The 19717-nt window shown below is 62.3% G+C and carries 20 protein-coding genes; 10 read left to right on the top strand and 10 right to left on the bottom strand.

Going from position 1 to position 19717, the window contains the following annotated elements; translation table 11 throughout:
• Positions 1–115 precede the first annotated feature (115 nt).
• Together AC6I97_RS01110 and AC6I97_RS01105 are read left to right on the top strand one after the other, a co-directional pair.
• Positions 116–625, top strand: a complete 510-nt coding sequence (locus AC6I97_RS01110) for an RNA polymerase sigma factor (RefSeq protein ID WP_224166043.1) — start codon at positions 116–118, stop codon at positions 623–625.
• Between the two features lies 1 nt (position 626).
• The gene (locus AC6I97_RS01105; protein ID WP_497943850.1) at positions 627–1625 is read left to right on the top strand and encodes a hypothetical protein; all 999 of its coding nucleotides are present in this window, start codon (positions 627–629) and stop codon (positions 1623–1625) included.
• Between the two features lie 67 nt (positions 1626–1692).
• Here AC6I97_RS01105 and AC6I97_RS01100 read toward each other — a convergent pair whose 3' ends face one another.
• On the bottom strand, positions 1693–4461 hold the full coding sequence (locus tag AC6I97_RS01100) for an alpha-amylase family glycosyl hydrolase (RefSeq protein WP_497943849.1): 2769 nt from the start codon (positions 4459–4461) through the stop codon (positions 1693–1695).
• Between the two features lie 321 nt (positions 4462–4782).
• Here AC6I97_RS01100 and AC6I97_RS01095 point away from each other — a divergent pair, with 321 nt between their 5' ends.
• Positions 4783–4980 (top strand): hypothetical protein, encoded by a 198-nt coding sequence (locus AC6I97_RS01095; RefSeq protein ID WP_224094690.1) that lies wholly within the window; start codon positions 4783–4785, stop codon positions 4978–4980.
• On the top strand, positions 4977–5207 hold the full coding sequence (locus AC6I97_RS01090) for a hypothetical protein (RefSeq protein ID WP_224166046.1): 231 nt from the start codon (positions 4977–4979) through the stop codon (positions 5205–5207). Before AC6I97_RS01095 ends, AC6I97_RS01090 begins: the two co-directional genes overlap by 4 nt.
• Here AC6I97_RS01090 and AC6I97_RS01085 read toward each other — a convergent pair.
• From AC6I97_RS01085 to AC6I97_RS01065, 5 genes are all read right to left on the bottom strand, one after another.
• Positions 5204–6253: a lactonase family protein gene (locus tag AC6I97_RS01085; protein WP_497943848.1), complete on the bottom strand. Its 1050-nt coding sequence runs from the start codon at positions 6251–6253 to the stop codon at positions 5204–5206. The two genes, AC6I97_RS01090 and AC6I97_RS01085, sit on opposite strands and share 4 nt — an antisense overlap.
• A 33-nt stretch (positions 6254–6286) precedes the next feature.
• Positions 6287–7117, bottom strand: a complete 831-nt coding sequence (locus tag AC6I97_RS01080) for an aldo/keto reductase (protein WP_224094692.1) — start codon at positions 7115–7117, stop codon at positions 6287–6289.
• Positions 7118–7216: 99 nt separating this feature from the next.
• Complete coding sequence (locus AC6I97_RS01075) at positions 7217–8251, bottom strand: NAD-dependent epimerase/dehydratase family protein (RefSeq protein WP_309931699.1); 1035 nt, start codon at positions 8249–8251, stop codon at positions 7217–7219.
• The gene (locus AC6I97_RS01070; RefSeq protein WP_223935354.1) at positions 8248–9219 is read right to left on the bottom strand and encodes an aldo/keto reductase; all 972 of its coding nucleotides are present in this window, start codon (positions 9217–9219) and stop codon (positions 8248–8250) included. The genes AC6I97_RS01075 and AC6I97_RS01070 overlap by 4 nt, the downstream gene beginning before the upstream one ends.
• Before the next feature lie 37 nt (positions 9220–9256).
• Complete coding sequence (locus AC6I97_RS01065; protein ID WP_497943847.1) at positions 9257–10078, bottom strand: aldo/keto reductase; 822 nt, start codon at positions 10076–10078, stop codon at positions 9257–9259.
• Positions 10079–10309: 231 nt separating this feature from the next.
• Here AC6I97_RS01065 and AC6I97_RS01060 point away from each other — a divergent pair, with 231 nt between their 5' ends.
• Positions 10310–11194, top strand: coding sequence for a helix-turn-helix transcriptional regulator (locus AC6I97_RS01060; RefSeq protein ID WP_309931696.1), 885 nt, complete (start codon positions 10310–10312; stop codon positions 11192–11194).
• Between the two features lie 54 nt (positions 11195–11248).
• On the opposite strand, the gene AC6I97_RS01055 is transcribed toward AC6I97_RS01060, so the two are convergent.
• Together AC6I97_RS01055 and AC6I97_RS01050 are read right to left on the bottom strand one after the other, a co-directional pair.
• Positions 11249–11458 carry a dodecin gene (locus AC6I97_RS01055; protein WP_224094697.1) on the bottom strand — a complete coding sequence of 70 codons (210 nt, stop codon included), beginning with the start codon at positions 11456–11458 and terminating at the stop codon, positions 11249–11251.
• 107 nt (positions 11459–11565) lie between these two features.
• On the bottom strand, positions 11566–12372 hold the full coding sequence (locus AC6I97_RS01050; RefSeq protein ID WP_309931695.1) for an SDR family oxidoreductase: 807 nt from the start codon (positions 12370–12372) through the stop codon (positions 11566–11568).
• Between the two features lie 174 nt (positions 12373–12546).
• Between AC6I97_RS01050 and AC6I97_RS01045 the strand changes: the two genes are divergently transcribed.
• Positions 12547–12975: a universal stress protein gene (locus AC6I97_RS01045; protein WP_224094701.1), complete on the top strand. Its 429-nt coding sequence runs from the start codon at positions 12547–12549 to the stop codon at positions 12973–12975.
• Positions 12976–13046: 71 nt separating this feature from the next.
• Here AC6I97_RS01045 and AC6I97_RS01040 read toward each other — a convergent pair whose 3' ends face one another.
• Entirely contained in the window at positions 13047–13748 is a 702-nt protein-coding gene (locus AC6I97_RS01040) for a FadR/GntR family transcriptional regulator (RefSeq protein WP_497946861.1), read from the bottom strand.
• Positions 13749–13827: 79 nt separating this feature from the next.
• The gene (locus AC6I97_RS01035) at positions 13828–14631 is read right to left on the bottom strand and encodes an alpha/beta fold hydrolase (protein ID WP_497943846.1); all 804 of its coding nucleotides are present in this window, start codon (positions 14629–14631) and stop codon (positions 13828–13830) included.
• A 131-nt stretch (positions 14632–14762) separates the two neighbouring features.
• Between AC6I97_RS01035 and AC6I97_RS01030 the strand changes: the two genes are divergently transcribed.
• The 4 genes from AC6I97_RS01030 (at position 14763) to AC6I97_RS01015 (ending at position 19684) form a co-directional block, all read left to right on the top strand.
• On the top strand, positions 14763–16262 hold the full coding sequence (locus tag AC6I97_RS01030) for a four-carbon acid sugar kinase family protein (protein ID WP_497943845.1): 1500 nt from the start codon (positions 14763–14765) through the stop codon (positions 16260–16262).
• Between the two features lie 79 nt (positions 16263–16341).
• Complete coding sequence (locus AC6I97_RS01025; RefSeq protein ID WP_224094706.1) at positions 16342–17244, top strand: NAD(P)-dependent oxidoreductase; 903 nt, start codon at positions 16342–16344, stop codon at positions 17242–17244.
• Positions 17245–17342: 98 nt separating this feature from the next.
• The gene (locus AC6I97_RS01020) at positions 17343–18809 is read left to right on the top strand and encodes a GntP family transporter (RefSeq protein WP_497943844.1); all 1467 of its coding nucleotides are present in this window, start codon (positions 17343–17345) and stop codon (positions 18807–18809) included.
• On the top strand, positions 18809–19684 hold the full coding sequence (locus tag AC6I97_RS01015) for a class II fructose-bisphosphate aldolase (RefSeq protein ID WP_497943843.1): 876 nt from the start codon (positions 18809–18811) through the stop codon (positions 19682–19684). The genes AC6I97_RS01020 and AC6I97_RS01015 overlap by 1 nt, the downstream gene beginning before the upstream one ends.
• The last annotated feature ends 33 nt before the right edge of the window (positions 19685–19717 follow it).

Genomic DNA, 19717 nt, shown 5'->3' with positions numbered 1-19717 from the left:
GGTTCGGTGGGACGAATCTATCGAAAATTCTCCAAGCCGCGTGTAACCGTGGGACGTCGGCCGGAAACTATAGAAGTATCCTGCAGTTCAGGACACTACATTCAGGGGGAAAATCGTGCTTTCCGAGCGCGAACTGGCGTTTATCGCCATTCACAAAAACAGCTATCCATCCGTTTTCAGATTTGTCCGCCGCAGGGTGGAATCGGCGGAAATTGCCGAAGAAATCGCGGCGGACGTTTTCCGCGTCGTGTGGCAAAAATGGGACGACAACTCCCAACCCGATATTCCGTACTTGCTCACTGTTGCGCGCAATCTCGTCGGCAATGCCTACAGGAGCCGTGACCGCCAACAGGCACTGCAGGAAAAGCTACGCACGACGGCGGTGGAGCGTTTCGGGGACGACTCCGAGAACGTCGTGGTACAGGATGCCATGGCCCGGCTCCGCGAACAGGATCGGGACATCCTCCAGCTGGCGTATTGGGACGGTTTGGGTTCCACCGAAATCGCGCGCGTACTCAACTGCAGTGAATCCGCAGCGAAGGTCCGCTTGCACCGCGCACGCGGTGCTTTCCGGAAACAGATGCCTGCAGGTGTCGAAACGACTACACACAAGATGGGAGTCTGAGATGGACCAGATCAAGAGCCAGATTTCCTCGATCGATCCTCTTGCCCACGAACCAGAGGCCGAAATCAACGGCGAAGAAGCCTTGGCCCGTATGCTGACAGGTCCTCGGGTTTTCAGTGACACTGTGCCGGCTGGAGTCAGCTCGCTCCAAGAGCGCAGGAACCGGAAGGTCCGGATTGCCGGAGCGTTGTTGCTGGGAGCTGCCGCTGTCACTGCCGGTGTCCTCGTGGCCGCCAACTTCGGGTCAATAAGCTCAACGCCGGCGCCGGCAGTCACCGTCACCACCCCTGAGCCAACGCCAACGCCAACGCCAAGCGTGTCCGCCACTCCTTCGCCAATAGCAACGCCAACTGCGACTCCGACGCCGGAAGCCAGTCAGGCGCCGACCCCCACCGCACCAGCTGCGACCACCACCGCACCCGTGGCGCCGCCGGTCCAGGTGCCCACGATCCAGACGTTCACCTTCCCTGATGGACACGTCTCGTTCAGGTACCCCGCCGGTTGGACTGTTCGCCCGGAACAAGGTCCTTCCGACGGAGCCACCGTTCTGGACAGCACGGGCGCTGAAGTCGCCTTTATGAGCAGCGGTTTCTACGGCGACGGTACTGCCGGGCTGGTGGACCGGACAGTTCTGGACCGTGCCGTGGTTCCTGGAGTAACGGATACAGCAGGAAACCAGGTGGAATTCGGGTTCTCCTTGAACTACATCATGAACATCGGCTACAACTCCGGTAGCGGAGGGATGCCCACAGCTAGTGGGCGTTCCGACTCTCCTCCGGTCTACGTCATGGACATCCGGCTGTCCTCCGAGCTTCAATCCGGGCAGACCTCATCCGGCACAAACCAGATCAGGATGCCCAACGGGTTCATGATCGCATACGTGAAATTTGATCTCGACAAGCAGCCCACGTTCGCCACCCCTGAAGCGGCCAAGGCCTGGATGGGTAGTGAACAGTACTCACAGCTGAAGGCCATGCTCCTGAGCGTGAGCTACAACTAGGCCCATCTGAGTAGCAGCAGTGCGCGTTTTGAGCGCTCAAAACGCGCACTGCTGCTACCTACTTGGGTTAGCGGGTGGTGAGTAGATGGCTGGCGGGGTCGTACCGGAAGGTGACCGGTCCGCCGTCGTGGTTCAGGGCTATGTTGCTGCCGTTCGGGGCACCGCCCAAACCGTAGTTCTCAGCCCAGGAGCCGTTGATCGCGGCCTTGAACTCGTAGCTACCCGCTGCCAGGTCCGCCACGGATAGCTTCCAGATACCATCCACAGGGTCCAAGGCAAGCTGGGCCTGAGGGCAATCAGGCATCCAATCGCCGGCACAACCGAGCTCGGAGTTCAGGCTACCGGGAACGGATACCGCGGCGGGTTGCGGGCCGGCGGTCACGGCTCTTATCACGTTGGTTGCGTGGTCGTAGAGGAACGTGACGGCGCCGCCACTGTGAGTGAACACCACATTGGGACCGTTCGGAACGCCATCCGCTCCATAGTTCTCGTCCCACGAACCGTTGAGCGCTGCCTTGAACCCGTACGTCCCGGCCGGCAGGTTCGGGACATTCAACTGCCACAGCCGATGCGTCGGTTCGTAGCTCATCAGCGCCTGTTCGCACGAGGGCTGCCAGTCCTCCGTGCAGCCGAGTTCAGTGTTGAGACTGCCGGCCACGGTGACGGTTTCAGGCTGCGTCGGCTCACCCACCACACCGCTGCGCGGCTCACTCGCCGACGTGTGGCCGGCATTGTCCAGCACCACGGCACGGTACTCCACCGATGCGCCGGACTGCGTCGCGGACACGTCGTGGAAGACCTGGTACGGCGCGTTATCGTCTGTGCCGATCGACTCCCAGTCCCCGCCCGCGGTCCGCGCCTGGAAAGTGACTTCATAGAACGAATTACCGTCGACGTCGGCCGTTACCTTCATGCGCGTGGCGTCACCAGCAGCGGTGACCGGCTTCTTGAGAACGACGCCGGGTGCCGCCTTGGATTGCACGAGTCGCCCCGCTGCTTGATACACCACGGTGGAAAGCGGAGGAACTGAAACGGTCAATTTCGCCTGCGTGTCAGTCTTTGCGTCGGCTGCAGCGTCGCCGTAAACGAGGTTGAACGGCTGCTTCGCTTCGTACGTGGGGATCTCCGCTGTTTGCGCACTCTCGCTGTTGTTCACGGCAACCACGTACTCACGTTGCTCTTTGGCGTCGATACGCGAGAAGGCGTAAATCCCCGGGGCGTCGGCGGCGTAGCGGTTCTGCTGCGCGCCGCTGCGGAGGGTGGGGTGCTCGGCGGTGAGTGCAGCAAGTTCGCTGATCTTCTTGTAAAGCGGGTGCCCGGTATCGAAGTTGTCTGTTGCATGCGTCGCGCTTGTGCCCAGAAGGTCGTCATCAAGGTATTCCTGAACCTGGCTGGCGAACATGGATTGCCGTGAGTCCTGGTCCCCACCTGCCCCCGTGAATCCTTGCTCGTCGCCGTAGTAGACAACCGGGTTGCCGCGCGAGAAGTACATCAGCTCGTGGGCGAGTTCATCACGCTCGACGAGTTCGGCGTCTGACGCCCCGGCGTTGTCCTGGGCGATGAACGTGCCGATACGGCCCATGTCGTGGTTCCCCAGGAAGGTGGGCAGTTGGTACACGTTGGAGTCGGCGTCGGTGTACCAGTCATCTCCATTGAAGAACTCGGCCAAACCACTGGCCTTGCTGCTCTGGGAAGCGAAGCTGCGCGCAGCTCCCTGGAAACCGAAGTCGAGAACAGCCTGCATCTTGTTTCTGGTGGTGAACTTGGACGTGACGCTCTTGGAGGTATCGAAGACCTCGCCAAACATGAAGAATTCGTCCTTGCCCTGCTCCTTGGCGTAGCTCAGGACCTGCGGGCCAAACTGCTGCCAGAATTCATCGTTGACGTGCTTCATGGTGTCGATGCGGAAGCCGTCGATCCCGAAGTCGCGGATCCAACTCTTGTAGATATCAACAAATCCGTTGACCACGCGGGGATTCTCCGTGAACAGATCGTCCAAGCCGAAGAAGTCGCCGTAGAGCGCGTCCTCGCCGGAAAAGGTGGTGTTGCCACGGTTGTGATACAGCGTGGAGTCGTTGAGCCACGCGGGAACCTTGACGTCCTTCTCGGCTTCGGGGACCACCGGTGTGTAGGGGAAGGACGTTGATGGATCCAGTGCAGGAAAGTCCTGTGTGCCGGCATAGTCGTGGTCATCGAAGGCCTCGCCCGCTACCGTGCGGTACGGCTCTGTTTCCTTGGAAATGTAAGGCGCTGACTCGGACTCCTGATACTGGATCACGTCCGCCGTGTGGTTGGTGATGATGTCGAAATAGACCTTCATGCCGCGTGCATGGGCGGCATCGATCAGCGTCTTCAGTTCAGCATTCGTGCCCAGGTGGGGGTCGATCTGCGTGAAATCCGTGACCCAGTACCCGTGGTAACCCGCGGAGCTGTTCTCCACTGACCCGTCACCTTGGACGGCCTTGTTCTTGAAGCTCGGTGTAAGCCAGAGGGCATTCGTTCCCAAACCCTGGATGTAGTCCAGACGGTCCTGGAGGCCTTTCAGGTCACCACCGTTGTAGAAGCCCTTGCGGGTGGGGTCGTAGCCGGACACCATCGGATCCGCACCCAGCCCGCCGTCGTCGTTGGCTTTTGTGCCGTTGTTGAAGCGGTCAGCCATGACGAAGTAGAAGTTCTGATCACTGACGCCGCCGCGGACTGAGTGTTGGCCGGCGGGATCAGGCGGCGTTTTCTTGGTGGTGGTGGTGGCGCTCGCGGGAAGAACGGTGGAAGCCGTCACCACTGCGGTGGCGAGTACGACGGCGGGGACAATGGATCTATAGCTGCGAGATAGCAAGTGATGAAACCTTCCGCTAAGCGACTCTGCTGTGTGGCAACTCACAACTGTAAGCGCTTGCGGGGATTTGATCCATAGAAATAGATGTTTTTCTGCGAGCGAAGCGCCGTTACGAGTTCAATGCTGGAAGCGCTTGCAGGGCTTTTAGTCCAGATTGAGCCAAAATCCTATTGTTCGCCTGCATGACACTGTGCGGAAATGCTATGCAATTGCCTATAACGAACCGTCCATGACTTGCATAGGGTTGAGGAGATCTGCTTCACACCAGGCCCTGCTTCACAGCATGCAGCGCCCTGAACTACCCAAGGATGAGTTTCAACGATGAAGAGCATCGCCCTCCTGCGCGAACGAGCCACCCGTGTCATGCCCACCGGTTCCCACTGCCCGGCCTCGGGTTTGTGGAGCCCGGACTCTGAGCCTGACGCCGTCCAGGTGTTCGCGGAAGGTCACGTCCTACCGGCGCACAACGGAGTGCCCACTGTCTGGCGGCGCCGGACCGCTGGCGACATCACAGCATGACCAGCTCCATCCTGAACCGGCCCAGCGACTACCGGCACGTGCCGGCAGCGCAGTGGACTGAGCTCAGCGTCGGCGATCGCGTCTGGATCTACGACGTCGCCTGGGGTGCCGGCACGGGCCGTGTCGACGACGTTTCCCACCATCAGGAACTGCTGTGGGTGGTCCTTGAACCCACTGGCCGCAAGCTGTTCTGCGGAACGGACGACGTCCAGGTCTGGGCGGCCTAACCCGCCGGAACCAGCACGCTCGGGGACCCTGTCGCCAGCCGGCCTACGGGTCCGTCGGGCAGGCCGGTTTCGGGGTCGAGCCTGAAAGTCAGGACGTCGTTGGACCCTTCATGGGCCACCAAGAGCCAGCCGTCGTGGACCAGGTGGTGCCGTGGCCAGTCGCCCCCGCTTGGCACATCGGCCAGGGGAGTGACGTCCGTGCCCTGGGCGCCCACCTTCAGGACGCAGATCCGGTTGGAGCCCCGGACGCCCACATAGACGAACCGACCGTCAGTGGACATTGCAATCTCCGCGGCGGAGTCGCCGTCGAACGCTTTGTTGACACTGGCGGGAACCACGGCCGTGAGTTCGTAGACCCCCTGGGGTTCGGTCCTGACAGCTGCAACCTCAATCGAGTATTCCGTATCGATGAAAACCGTACCGCTGGGATGCCGCACCATATGACGCGGGCCGGAGTCCTTGGGCAGGATCACGTGGTGGTCGGGCAACAGACCCTGGCCCGGCTCGTACCGCCAAACCCTCACAAGATCGTGCCCGAGGTCCGTGGTCATCACGCGACCATCGGGAAGCATGAGGCTTGAATGTGCGCGGCTTGGACGCGGCTCATCGGTGGGTCCGGTCTGATGGGGGTCGACGGCGGCTTCCGCGCTGGTCCGCGAGGTGATGGCGCCGTCGTGGTCCAGTTCGTAGAGAATGACCTGGCCGTCACCCCAGCAGGTGACCACAATGAAACGCCCCTGTGGATCCGTCGCGACGTGGCAAGCAGCCTCCCCCGCCAGCCATGGTTCACCCATCTCTTCCAGCTCAGCGGTGCCGGTACGGCGGTACGCCCGTACCATCTTGCCTTCCTCGGCAACGGCATAGAGCACAGGGAGGGTTGGATGAATGGCGAGGAAGGACGGCGAGTTCGCCGCCGCAGCCAAGCCAAGCGAAGTAAGGTTCCCGTCCGCATCCACGGTGATGGCGCCGATACCTTCGCCATTTCCATTCCGGTCCGCAGTGTAGGACCCGGTCCAGATCAATGTTTCTGCGCCTGCTGCTTCCATATTCAGTTCCCCCACGTTTAGTGTTCCCGTCCCCTAGTGTCCCTGAACGTCCGAGTCGACGCCGGCGTCGGGACCGGCGTCGAGGGTTTGTAGTCTTCTGAGGTCATCCTGGTCCAGCTCGAAGCCGAAGACGTCAAGGTTCTCCCGCATCCTTTGCGGGTTGGCGGTCTTGGGGATGGCAACCAGGCCCTGCTGGACATGCCAACGCAGGACCACCTGGCCGGGCGTCTTTCCATGCTTGTTGCCGATGCTCGCCAGAACCGGGGCATTCAGGAGGTCGCTGCTGGCGCCCAGTGGACTGTACGATTCTGTGACAATCCCGTGCTGCTCGTTGAACGCGATGGCAACAGGACGCGGGATGGCGGGATTGACCTGGATCTGGTTGACCGCTGGAACAACGTCCGTTTCCCGGAACAGCCGGTCAAGGTGCGAAGGCTTGAAATTGGAAACGCCGATGGATCGTACCTTGCCCGAGGCCTGCAGTTCCTCGAACGTCTTCCACGTGGAGACGAACTCGCCGCGGCGGGGGAGCGGCCAATGGATCAGCAGCAGGTCAACGTAGTCCAGCCCGAGTCGTTGCAGGGAGCCATCGAGCCCAGCGGTTGCCTTGCCCGAGCCTTGGAACCCGCCGTCGAGCTTGGTGGTGATGAAGAGCTCGCTCCGGTCCACACCGCAGGCACGGATACCATTGCCGACTCCTTCCTCATTCCCATATTTGACCGCCGTATCAATGTGTCGGTAGCCGCAGGAAACAGCCTCCACCACGGCATCGGCAACCTGGGCATCATCAAGGGGCCACGTACCCAAGCCCAGTTGCGGGATCTTGTAGCCGTCGTTGAGTTCAATGAGCGGGGCAAGTGTCATGAGCATGATCTCCTCTAATGCTTGAATCTCGACCGGCGGGTCTCTTTGCTGTTCTACGCTGGCCACTGGCTGCTTGGCAACAGCTGCCGCCGCTATCACTCATCTTGCCGTCCACTCATAGAGCCGATCGCTCAGTTCCATGAAGTCTTCCGCAACTACCTGCAGCCCGGGATGCTGATCGTGCCAGTCGATGATCTCCCTCGCACCGTCCGCGAAAGGGATGGTTGCCTGGTAATCCGGCACGAGTGCCTTGATCTTGGAGTTGTCGAACACCACGGAGTGCGAGCGGTCCCCCAAAAGGTTGGGGCCAAGCTCTTTGCTATGGGCGGCGATGGTCTCGGAGGAAACATGGAACAGCTCGGGCTCAGGAACCCCGGCTGCCCGGGCGAAGAGACGGTAGATCTGGTTCCATGGCAGGAACTCGTCGGAAGTAATGGTGTAGCTCTCACCGACAGCCTGTGGCCTTCCCAAGAGCCCAACGAAGGCCTTGGCGAAATCACGGCTGTGCGTCAGTGTCCACAGGGAGGTCCCGTCCCCATGAACCAACACGGGCATTCCCGCGCGCATGCGGTGAATGTCAGTCCAACCGCCCACCAGCGCGATCTTGGTCCGGTCATAGGTGTGGGACGGCCGGACCACAGTCACAGGGAAGTCCTGCTCGCGGTAGGCCTCAAACAACAACTCTTCACAGGCAATCTTGTCCTGCGAGTACTTCCAAAAGGGGTTCTTCAAAGGAGTCGATTCCCTAATGGGCAGGGTGCTGGGTGGCTTTTGGTACGCCGAGGCGGAACTAATGAAAACGTACTGGCCCGTTTTTCCCCGGAACATCTCCAAGCCGGCCCGCGCATGAGCCGGAGTGAACGAGATGAAGTCCGCTACGGCGTCGTACTCCTTTCCCCGAAGCACCTCCCGCACAGCCCCGCTGTCACGGATGTCTGCATGGAGTACCTCAGCGCCCTCGGGAACCGGCCGACCGGCTGACCGTCCCCTGTTGAGGATGGTCAACCGGTGGCCCAGCGCAACGGCGCGGTCAGCCGCCGCCGCACTGATGACCCCGGTACCCCCGATGAACAGGATGTTCCGCGGCGAGACCGTGTCCGCCGTTCCGGGACCGACGGGGAGGAGGCTGCTCACCAGGCGTAGTCCTCCGGGGCGGGGCGGTGTCCCGGGAAAATGTCATCCAGCCGTTTGAGGGCATCCTCGTTGAGGGTCACATCCAAGGCCCGGATTGCGGCGTCCAGCTGCTCCTGGGTGCGTGGCCCAACGATGGGCGCCGTCACGGCAGGCTGATGAAGAAGCCAAGCCAGGGCAACGTCCCCGGGCTTCTGCCCGAGTTCGTCCGCGAAATCCTCGTACTGACGGATCTGGTCCTCATGCTTGCGCAGCGTCTCCAGCGCACGGCCTTCCGTGCGGCGGACGCCCTGCTCCTCCTTCTTCAGCACGCCACCCAGCAGGCCGCCCTGCAGCGGAGACCACGGGATCAAGCCGAGGCCGTACTGTTGCGCTGCGGGAATGACTTCAAGCTCCAGCTCGCGCCGGAAGAGGTTATAGATGGACTGCTCGCTGACCAGTCCGGTGTAGTTGCGCCTGCGGGCGGCTTCCTGGGCCTGGGCAATGTGCCAGCCTGCAAAGTTGCTGCTGCCTGAATACAGGATCTTGCCCTGCTGCACGGCCACCTCGATTGCCTGCCAAATCTCATCCCACGGTGTCTGGCGGTCGATGTGATGGAACTGGTAGATGTCGATGTAATCCGTCTGCAACCGCTTCAAGCTGGCATCCAGGGCGCGACGGATATTCAGGGCGGAGAGCTTGGACTCATTGGGGCGATCCGTCATGGTGCCGTACAGCTTGGTGGCCAGCACTGTCCGTTCCCGGCGCTCGCCGCCCTTTGCGAACCAGCGCCCGATGATTTCTTCGGTCCATCCCCGGTGGCCGGAACCGCCATAAACGTTGGCGGTATCGAAGAAGTTGATGCCGGAATCCAGTGCGGAATCCATGATGGAGTGCGCGGTGGCTTCGTCCGTCTGGGGACCGAAGTTCATGGTGCCGAGGCAGAGGCGTGAAACTTTCAGGCCGGAACGGCCAAGGTGGGTGTACTGCATGCTGTTGTGTCCTTTTGTCTAGAACTACGTTGTCTGTTTAGAACTGGGTAAAAGCCGCGACGGCGGGATCGGAACCTATGCGGGCTCCGGCCTCCAGGGCGGTGATGGCAGCCAGTTCGGATTGGGTAAGGGTGAGATCGGCGGCGCCGAGGTTTTCCCGCATCCTGGCAGAGTCGGCGGACTTGGGGATCACGATGGTTCCCTGCGCGAGGTGCCAGGCCAGAATTACCTGTGCCGGAGTCGTTTCATGTGCAGCGGCCACCAAGGCCACTACCTCGGCGTTCAGGTCCCTGCCCTGTCCCAGCGGGCTATAGGCCTCCACGGCGATGCCGAGATCGCGGCACTTGTTTGCCAGATCGCCTTGTTGGTACGTGGGGTGCAGCTCGATCTGGTTTACGGCCGGCACTATGTCCGCTTCCCGCAGCAAGGTATCCAGATGGTCTGTGAGGAAGTTGGAGACGCCGATGGCCCGGATCTGCTTGTCCTGGTAGAGCTTCTCCATCTCCTTCCAAGCCTGGGTGTACAGCCCTTGCGAAGGTACGGGCCAGTGGATCAGGTACAGGTCCACTGCTTCCAGGCCAAGGGCATCGCGGCTGCGCTGGAAGGCGTCGTACGCTTCACCCTGCTCGCCGTTGCGGAGCTTGGTGGTGATGAAGAGGTCTTCCCTGGGAAGGCCCGAGGCGGCGATGGCAGCACCCACGCCTGCCTCGTTACGGTAGGCAGCTGCGGTATCGATGTGCCGGTACCCTGCCTCCAAGGCGTCTTCCACCACCTTCTGTGTTTCTTCCGGAGGCACCTGAAAAACACCGAATCCGAGCTGGGGAATGGTGACGCCGTTGTTTAGGGTCAGCTCTGGCATGAGGTCTCCTTCGAGGTAGATATTTCCGGGCCTGGCCGCTGCTTCCTGTGGGTTCGGCTGCTGCGCCGGTTGCCAGAAAGCGTTTTCGGGAGGCTCTGTACCGAGCCTATTCAGTTTTCGTCGCAGAGTCAGCAATCCAGACTGATCCTGTTTTTCCTAGGTCTGGTAGTCCTACCCAAAATGGTGGTCCTGCTCTGGTCCTGCCAGCTGCGATGACGGCAGAATGGACGGATGGGTCAAAGCGCCGAGTTCGGAAAATTCCTCAAAGTCATGCGTGCCCGCCTCTCGCCCGAGGACGCCGGGGCTCCGCAGTCCAACGGCTCCCGCAGAGTTCCGGGCCTCCGCCGCGAAGAGGTGGCCAGGCTCTCCGGTGTGAGCACCGACTACTACACACGCCTGGAGCAGGGCCGGAACATCCATCCGTCCAAGGCCGTCCTCGATTCCGTTGCGAGGGCATTGCGCCTGGACGCGGGGGAGCATGCGCACATGTTGGACCTGCTGGAGCACTGCGCCAGTTCGGCCGGCAATCCGGGCCCCGCCCAAAAGGTGCGCCCTGCCTTGCGGCAGCTGCTGGACGCCGTCGGGGATGTTCCCTCAATGGTCCTGGGGCGACGCGCTGACGTTTTGGCCGGAAACCGGATGGCGCATCTTCTGTTCACGGATTTCACAGCACTACCCGCGGCCGAACGGAACCTGACCCGCTGGATCATTCTGGATCCTGCGGCCAAGGACCTGTTCAGGGACTGGAAAACCGTTGCCGCCGAGGCAGTGGGCGCCTTGCGGATGGACGTGGGCAGGCACCCCAACGATCCCCAGACCAACCAGCTCGTGGGCGAACTTGCGGTGCACAGTGAGCATTTCCGTCAATGGTGGGCGGGACACAGGGTGGCCACACGGTCTGCCGGGATTGTCCGCCTGCACCACCCTGTGGTGGGCGACCTTGAACTGAACTTTGAAACCCTGGGCCTCCCGGACGACCCCGACCAGCACCTGAGGGTCTATTCCGCGAAGGTGGGTTCGCCGTCGTCGGACGCCTTGACGCTGCTCAGCAGCTTTGGCGAGGTATCGGCGGAGACCATCCCGGCCCCCGAACCAGCCCGCCGGGATGACAGTTAATGCCAATGTTCGTCTGAAACATTGGCATTAACTGTCATCTCGCGGAGGAAGGGATCAGCGCTCCAAGCGGAAGCCAAGCTTGATGGTTACTTGCCAGTCGGCAATTGCGCCGTTCTCCAGGTGGCCGCGGATCTCCTTCACCTCGAACCAGTCGAGGTTACGCAACGTCTGGGCGGCAGCGGCGATGCCATTCCTGACGGCCGCATCGACGCCCTCGGAAGAAGTGCCAACAATTTCGGAAACGCTATATGTGTGGTCAGCCATGGTGCTCCTCATCATCGTCCCTGAATCTTGAAAATGCTGGCCCGCTCGGCAGGCCGTTCATGCAGACTAGCCCACGGACGTCCGTGCGGGCCAGAGGTCCGGCAGGCTCAGCTTTCGCGCCAGTCATTGCCCGTGATGTGCGATCCCGCATGCGGTCCCATTTGGAGCATTCCGCCGTCCACAGGCCACGAGGCGCCAGTGACGTAGCTGGAATCCGGAGAGGCCAGGAAAGCGATGACGGCCGCAATTTCGCGTGCGTCACCGGGACGGCCCAGCGGCACGCCAGGCCGCTCCTTCTGCCTTGGGTCCTCGTCCGTTTGCCCGGTCATGGGTGTTGCGATCTCGCCGGGAGCAACGTTGTTGGCAGTAATGCCGAACTCCGCGAGCTCCAGCGCCATGGTCTTGATGAGCCCGCCAAGGCCGTGTTTGGAGGCATCGTAGGCAGAGGCTCCGACCCGCGGCTGGAACTCGTGCACGCTGGTGACAGCGATGATGCGTCCGCCGCGGCCAGCGTTGACCATGCGTTTGGCAGCTGCCTGCATGGCCACGAAGGCGCCGTTGAGGTTGGTGTCCAAAGTGGACATCCAGGTGTCGTAATCCAGGTCCAGGAACTTGGTGCCATCGCCCGTTCCGGAGTTGTTGACGAACACGTCCAGGCCGCCGAGCTCCTCGGCCAGCTTGTCAATGCTGGCAGCGGTTTCGGAGACGTTCGTGGTGTCCAGATGGTGTACCACCGCCTTGCGGCCCAGGCCGCGGACCTCTTCCGCAGTGTCCTCGGCACCCTGCTGGTCCGTGTGCCAGGTGATGCCGACATCCATGCCTGCCTTGGCCAGCGCAACCGCCGTGGCGCGTCCAATCCCTGAGTCAGATCCTGTGACGATGGCGGTTTGCGGGGAAAATGATGCCTCGCTCATGTCCTTGCCTTTCGGTCGCGTGATGGTTCCGATGACTTATCCCTACCCGGACACGCGGGATCGTAAACACGGAGGCTGGAAGATGCCGGTTCTTCCCGGATCCCGGCGGCGGATGGTGATGGAGTGTAGATTTTTAGCAGCACCACCAGTGAATTCCCACAACCAGGAGTACTCATGTCTGAAGTTATTGTCGTCGGCGTTGACAGCAGCGAAACGGCCAAGCGCGCAGCCGTGGCAGCAGCGAAGCTTGCCACAGCCCTTGGCGCCGAGTTGCATGTCATCAGCGGGTTCTCCGATGACCGCATTGAAGAATTTGGCAGCGGCAGCGACAGGATCACGGTTTCTTCGGCCGACTCCGCAGAATACGTAGCCCGCAAGGTCTCTGAGGAACTTGATGTTCCCAGCGGCAACATCAAGTACTTCGCAGCCCGCGGTACGCCGGCCAACGCGCTCATCAACTACGCCGAGACCAACAACGCCTCGCTGATCGTGGTGGGAAACAAGCGGATGAAGGGCCTGGGCCGTGTCCTTGGCAGCATCGCCAACAGCGTGGCACACGGTGCTCCGTGCGACGTCTACATCGTGAACACGGACGTCGACTAAACCCGACTAAACGGGGGACAGTAGACGTGCCAATGGGCTTCCATTGGCACGGTTGCTGTCCCCTGCCTGGGTTAAGCCTCCAGGACGTACGTCTTCAGGTCGTCCAGGGTTTGCTGCATGTGGGCGTCCATGGCCAGCCGGGCCTCGTGCGGATTCCGAGACTCCAGGGCCGCCGCAATTTTCCGGTGATGGCCGATCGCGTGCTCCTGGATGTCAGCGAAAGCTGAGGTCTGCGTCCGCCGTGCCTCGAGTACGCGATGCAGTGGCTCGAACAGTACGGCCACGAACACGTTGCCCGACGCATGGAGGATGACATCGTGGAAAGCGAGATCGGCTTCCACGAAGGCGGCCACGTCATTGACTTCGTGTGCGGCCTGCATCTTTTCAACGTGCTCTTTGAGGGCGATCAGCTCGTTGTCGGAGATACGTTCCGCTGCGAGTTCGCAGGCGCCGGTCTCCAGCATCCGGCGTAGCTCAATGAGCTGGACGGCAGCAGCCGCGTCTTTTGTTCCTTCGGAAGCGGCACGCAGGACGGCCTCCAGGGATGCCCACTGGTTCAGTGGATTCACGAATGTTCCGCGGCCACGTTCCACGCTGAGGATCCGCTGTGCCTCGAGGGTTTTCATGGCTTCGCGCACGGTCATGCGGCTCACCTCGTGCCGGGCGCTGAGCTCCAGTTCGCCCGGCACAATTGTCCCGGGCGGAAACTCGCCTGCGATGATCCGGTCCAGCAGTTCATCAGCAACGACGCCCACCAGCGACTTGCGTGCCATGTATCCCCATTTCCTGTAATTCAGACCCTCCCGCACCTCATGGATGTTTTCCTCCAGGCGCGGATGGTTGTCAGACATCTTACGCTGGCGGTGGCCAGCTCGTTTTCCAAAATTCACACAAAGTCGTGACGCATTCTTCCGGCCGCTCCCAGTGGACGTTGTGACCGGCGTCGGCAATGGCCTTCAGGGTGCGCCGCGGGCTTGCCGCCACGAACGCAGTCATCTGCTCGATTGACCGCACGCGGTCGCCCGTGCCAGCGATGACCAGCAGTGGGGCCTGAACTCTGCCGGGCACTGAAGGTTCGACGCCGGTCATGGCCGCCCAGGCGCTAGCGGACAGAATCCGGAACGGCGTATCGAATCCTTTGCTGAGCAACTCCATGTCTTCCGGGGAGAGGTGCCCGTACCAGGCGTTCATGAGCTTCAGCTTGGTGCCCGCGTCGAAGTATCCCTGCTCCAGCTGTGACACCAGGAGGTTCTTGAAAGCCTCGTTTGGAGGTGCCGGAACCATGCCTACCAACGTCACTGTTGCCACTAGTTCCGGATGGGTTGCCGCCAAGGTCAGTGAGACGCTGCCGCCCATCGAATGCCCCACCAGGTGCGCCGGCCCTTTCGTGCGGGCGCGGATCGCTGCTGCAACGGAAGCGGCGGCAGAGTCCAGCGTCCACTCGAAGTCCGGTGGCGTGTCCTCGCCGGGGTGGTAACCGGGGAGGTCGAGGATCCACACTTCGCGTCCGGCGTCGAGCAGTAGCTTTGCCAGCGGCTCCCAGTACGCGGATCCCGAAGCCCAGCCGTGGATGAGCACAACGGGGATTTGCCCGCCGGGGGAAGGCGAGGGGGTTCTCACGTCCACGAAGGAGAGTGGAATTGCGGTGCCGGCCATGTCTCCAGACTAGTGACGCACGGCATCTTGCGCGGTGAAGAGCGCTGTGTCACACTGGCTATGAAATGTTAGATGTCTGACATCTTACATTCACTAAACCGCTACACAGATTTCCCACGATGGAGTGCACCGTGACCCTTGAAGCAGACGTTCTGGCCGCTTTCCCGGCGGAGGTCCAGATTCCGGCCCAGCTGGTTGCGGACGCCGTTGCCGCATCCTCGGCGACGTCCCCCCGCGTCCTGGTAGTCCTCGACGACGACCCCACGGGAACGCAGTCGGTCGCGGATCTCGCTGTCCTCACCCGTTGGGACGTCGCGGACTTCACCTGGGCCTTCAATCACATTCGCGAGAGCCAGACCAAGCCCGCCGTCTACGTCCTCACCAACACCCGCAGCTTGGACCCTGCAGAAGCAGCGGCGCGGAACGAGGAAATCGTCCGGAATGCGCTGGCAGCAGCGGCCGGGAAGATCAGCCTTGGCTTCGTCAGCCGCAGCGACTCCACCCTGCGCGGCCACTACCCGCTCGAGCCGGACGTCATCGCCGCTACGGTCGCCGCCGAAACCGGTGAGGTCACCGACGGCGTCGTCATCGTTCCGGCATTCCCCGACGCCGGTCGCGTCACCATCGGCGGTGTGCACTACATGCGCGGCACCGGGGAAGGAGCCGGCACCCTAACCCCGGTGTCCGAGACGGAATTCGCGAAGGACGCGTCCTTCGGTTTCGCCAACTCGGAGATGGCCAAGTATGTGGAGGAGAAGTCGAAGGGCCGGTTCCCGGCAAGCGATGTAATCGTCCTTGACCTCAACATCATCCGTGCCGGCGCATCGGCCCAGGACCCGGCCATTTCCGCGAAAGCCATCGCTGACGCCATTGATTCCGCTACCAACTCCACGCCGATCGTGGCCGATATCGTCACCGAAAACGACTTCCGTGCTCTGGCCCTGGGCCTCGAAGAAGCCGAACGACGCGGCAAGAAGCTCCTCTACCGCGTGGGCCCGCCGTTCGTCCGTGGCCGCATCGGCCAGGAAATCCGCACCGCACTCACCTCCGAAGAGGCCTACGCCGGCAACACTCCCTCCACAGCCGGCGGCCTGATCGTGGTTGGCTCGCACGTTGGCGTGACCACCCGCCAGCTCAACGCACTCACGGCAGAGCACAGCTCGGCGCGGATCATCGAGATCGACGTCGAGAAGCTCCTCGCAGCCGAAACCGAAGCGGAAGCCGACGCTTACATCGCAACCGTTGTGTCCGACGTCGTCGACGCCCTCCGCCAGTGCGACGTGATCGTCCACACCAGCCGCCTGCTCATCAAGACCGACGACGCCGCCGCGAGCCTGAAGATCGCACGCACAGTCTCGGCCGCCGTCGTCAATGTAGTGAACCGGACGCTGAAAACCTTCCCGCCGCGGTTCGTCATCGCCAAGGGTGGCATCACGTCCTCGGATGTTGCGGCCCACGGACTGGAGATCCGGCACGCGATCGTCCGCGGACCGATGCTGCCGGGCATCGTCTCGCTCTGGGAACCGGTGGATGGCCCCGCGAAGGGCATCCCGTACATCGTGTTCGCCGGCAATGTGGGCGATGACCAGTCCCTCGCCCAGGTCACCCGCAAACTCAGCGCCACTTTCTAACCCATCCCCACTGCCCCCTAACCTCGCAAGCTCGGCCAGGGAACCCGGCAAGCGTGGCCCCTATTTATCGGAGAACACCATGACCAGCAGCAACTACACCATCACCGTTCTGGGCCTCGGAGCCATGGGCCTGCCCATGGCCACCCGCCTCGCGTCCGAGTTGACCGTCCACGGTTTCGATATCGCCGAGCCCCGATTGGAGCTCGCTGCGGCAGCCGGTATCAAGACTTTTGCTTCTGCCCGCGAAGCCTCGCAGGACGCCGACGCGCTGCTCCTGGCCGTTCGCAACGGTGAGCAGCTCAACGATGTCCTGTTCGGCGAAAACGGCGTTGCCTCGGTTCTGAAGCCGGGCGCAGTCGTGATCCTCGGCAGCACGGTGGGCACCGAAGCCATCCCCGCCACGGTCGAAAAACTGGCCGGGTACGGTGTTTCACTCGTGGACGCGCCACTGTCCGGTGGACCGAAGCGTGCCGGTGAAGGCGATCTGCTCATCGTCGTTGGTGCCGAGCCGGAGGCGCTTGAAAAGGCCCGGCCCGCGCTGGAACTGTTGGCTTCCACCCTGAGCATTGTTGGCGATAAGCCCGGCGACGGCCAAGCACTCAAAACCGTCAACCAGTTGCTCTGCGGCGTGCACATCGCCGCAGCTGCAGAGGCCATGGCCCTTGCCGACGCCCTCGGCCTCGATCAGGCCAAGACCCTCGCCGCGCTGGAAGCCGGAGCTGCCGGTTCCTTCATGCTGTCCAACCGCGGCCCCCGCATCCTGGAGGCCTACACCGAGGACGGAGCCGAGGTCCTCAGCCGCCTGGACATCTTCGTCAAAGACATGGGCATCGTCGGCAAAGCCACCCGCGCTGCCGGCCTTGCCGCACCCGTTGCCGCCGCTGCAGAACAGCTTTACCTCCTCGGCCAGGCCCAAGGCCTCGCCGCCGCCGACGACTCCGCCGTCATCAAGGTTGTCGCGCCCACAAAGCGCACCAACTAACCCAATAAAAACCCGCGACGACGGCGGTCCCCCCTTCGCCGTCGTCGCCACCTCCCGCCGGTCTTCTCTAGACTGGTATGTCAAAGGAGACACCCCCAATGAATCCCCTCATCAACTCCTTGGTGGTCCGGGCTGCTGATGCCCCCGCCATCAAACCGGCAGTGGAACTGGGAACACCCCTGTTGCTGACTATCGCTGCTGCGGGCATTGCCCTGCTGCTCGTGCTGATTATCCGCTTCAAGATCCAGGCCTTCGTTGCCCTGTTGGCTGTCAGCATCCTGGTAGGCGTGGCAGCCCAGATTCCGCTCAAGGACATCTTCACCGTGGTGGCCAACGGCGTTGGCAGCACCATGGGCAAGGTTGCTTTGTTGATTGCCCTCGGCGCCATTCTTGGCCGCATGATCGAGGTATCCGGCGGCGTGCAATCGCTGGCCACCCATTTCACTGAGAAGCTGGGCGCCAAGCGTGTTGCCATCGCCTTGACGGCCGTGGGCTTCCTCGTGGCGATTCCCGTGTTCTTCGAGGTGGGCGTCATCGTCCTCGTCCCGATTGTCTATGCCTTCGCCAAGATCGCGAACGTTCACCCCATCAAATTCGGCCTGCCCATGGCCGGCATCATGCTGTCCATCCACGTGGCTGTCCCGCCGCACCCGGGAATCGTTGCAGGCGCCGGCGTCTTCGGCGCTGGCATCGGCCTCATTACCCTGATCTCGCTGATCATCTGCGTGCCGCTTGGCTTCCTGTCCTACTGGGTTGCCAGCATCATGAACCGCAAGGACTACGAACTGCTCCCGGGCGTCAAGGCGCAGGTGGACGAATTCGGTTCCGAGTCCCTGGTCCACGTGGGCTCTGACGGTCCCGGCGCCCGCGCCATCGCCCCTCCGCGTCCCGGCCTGATCATTTTCCTGATCGCCGCTCCGATCGTCCAAATCCTCGTAGGCACGCTGGGGACGCTGACCATTGCCAAGGACAACTACTGGTACGGCGTGGCCGCGTTCATCGGCAACCCGTTCTTCGCGCTCCTCGTGGCGGTAGCCCTTTCCTTCTTCCTGCTGGCGGTCCGCCGCAACTGGTCACTCAAGGAAACCGGCGAGATCTTCGAAGGCGCCCTTCCTCCCATTGCGTCCATCCTCATGGTTGTCGCCGCGGGCGGCGTGTTCGGTGAAGTCCTCCGCACCTCCGGCATCGGCGCAGCCCTGTCCCACACCCTGGACAGCCTGGGCCTGCCGGTGATCGTTCTCGGCTTCGTTATCTCCCTTGCACTGCGCGCCGCCCAGGGCTCGGCCACCGTTGCCATTGTCACGACTACCGGCCTGCTCACTTCCGCAGTGATGGAAGGCGGCTACACGCCCGCCCAGATCGCCGTGATCGTGATCGCCATCGGATTCGGCGCGTTGGGGTTGTCCCACGTGACGGACGCAGGATTCTGGACCGTGATCCGGTACTACGGCCTTACTGTCACCGACGGCCTCAAGACCTGGACCGTCCTCACTACCATCCTGGGCCTGGCCGGCTTCGCGCTGACGTACGTTGCCTGGATCCTGGTGGGAGGCCTGGCCCACTAATGCGCGCCAAACTGGATCAGTTGGTCATTTCCGCGCTCGCTGACGGCTCTGCTGTTCCGGCCTTCACCTGCTACGACTTCACTACCGCGATGGCCGTTGTTTCGGCGGCGGAGGAAGCCCGGCTCGGCGTGATCCTGCTCGTAGCTCCGAAGACGGCTTCCACCCCCAACGGGCTCAGGCTCATCGCGGCACTTCGCGGCCTCGCGGACGACGCCAGCATCCCCGTATCCGTCCAACTGGACCACGCCTCGGACCTGCAGGTCATCCGCGACTCCGTGGCTGCCGGTGCCGATGCCGTGCTGGCGGATGGTTCGTCCTTGCCGTTCGAGGACAACATCGCCTTGGTTCGCGAAGTCCGTGCCGCGCTGGATGCGCAAGGTGGGTCCGACGTCGTAATCGAGGCAGAGCTGGGTGGCCTGGCGGGCGACGAGGACAAGGCATTCGGTACCGAAGATTCAGCGCACGACGCCGGTACTTCAGTCGCCGGCCTCACTGACACGGCGCAGGTGGCCGAGTTCGTTGCGCGGACCGGAGCTCAACTGCTCGCCGTTGCGGTGGGTAACGTCCACGGAAAGTACAAGGGCGAGCCCAACATCCGCTGGGATGTACTCCAGGAAGTTGCTGCACGGACGGAGGTTCCTTTGGTGCTGCACGGCGCCTCCGGCATCCCCGCTGAACAGCTTTCAAAGGCTCCTTCCATGCAGGTTGGCAAGGTGAACTTCAATACCGAGCTGCGCACCGGAATCCTGGCGACCCTCGAAGCTGAAACCGCCGCCCACCGGGCCGACGGTGAGAACCTCCAAGGCTTGCTGGCGCGATGGAACGGTTCTGCGTGGTCCTTCGCAGGCGCGACACTTGCCATGCTGAGTGACTGACAAGGGCTGGACATAAGTTGACGACGGCGGGAT

Source organism: Arthrobacter sp. TmtSoilC48, from assembly GCF_059739425.1.
The sequence above is the reverse complement of the archived record's forward strand: the minus strand, read 5'-3'. Positions and strand labels throughout refer to the sequence as shown.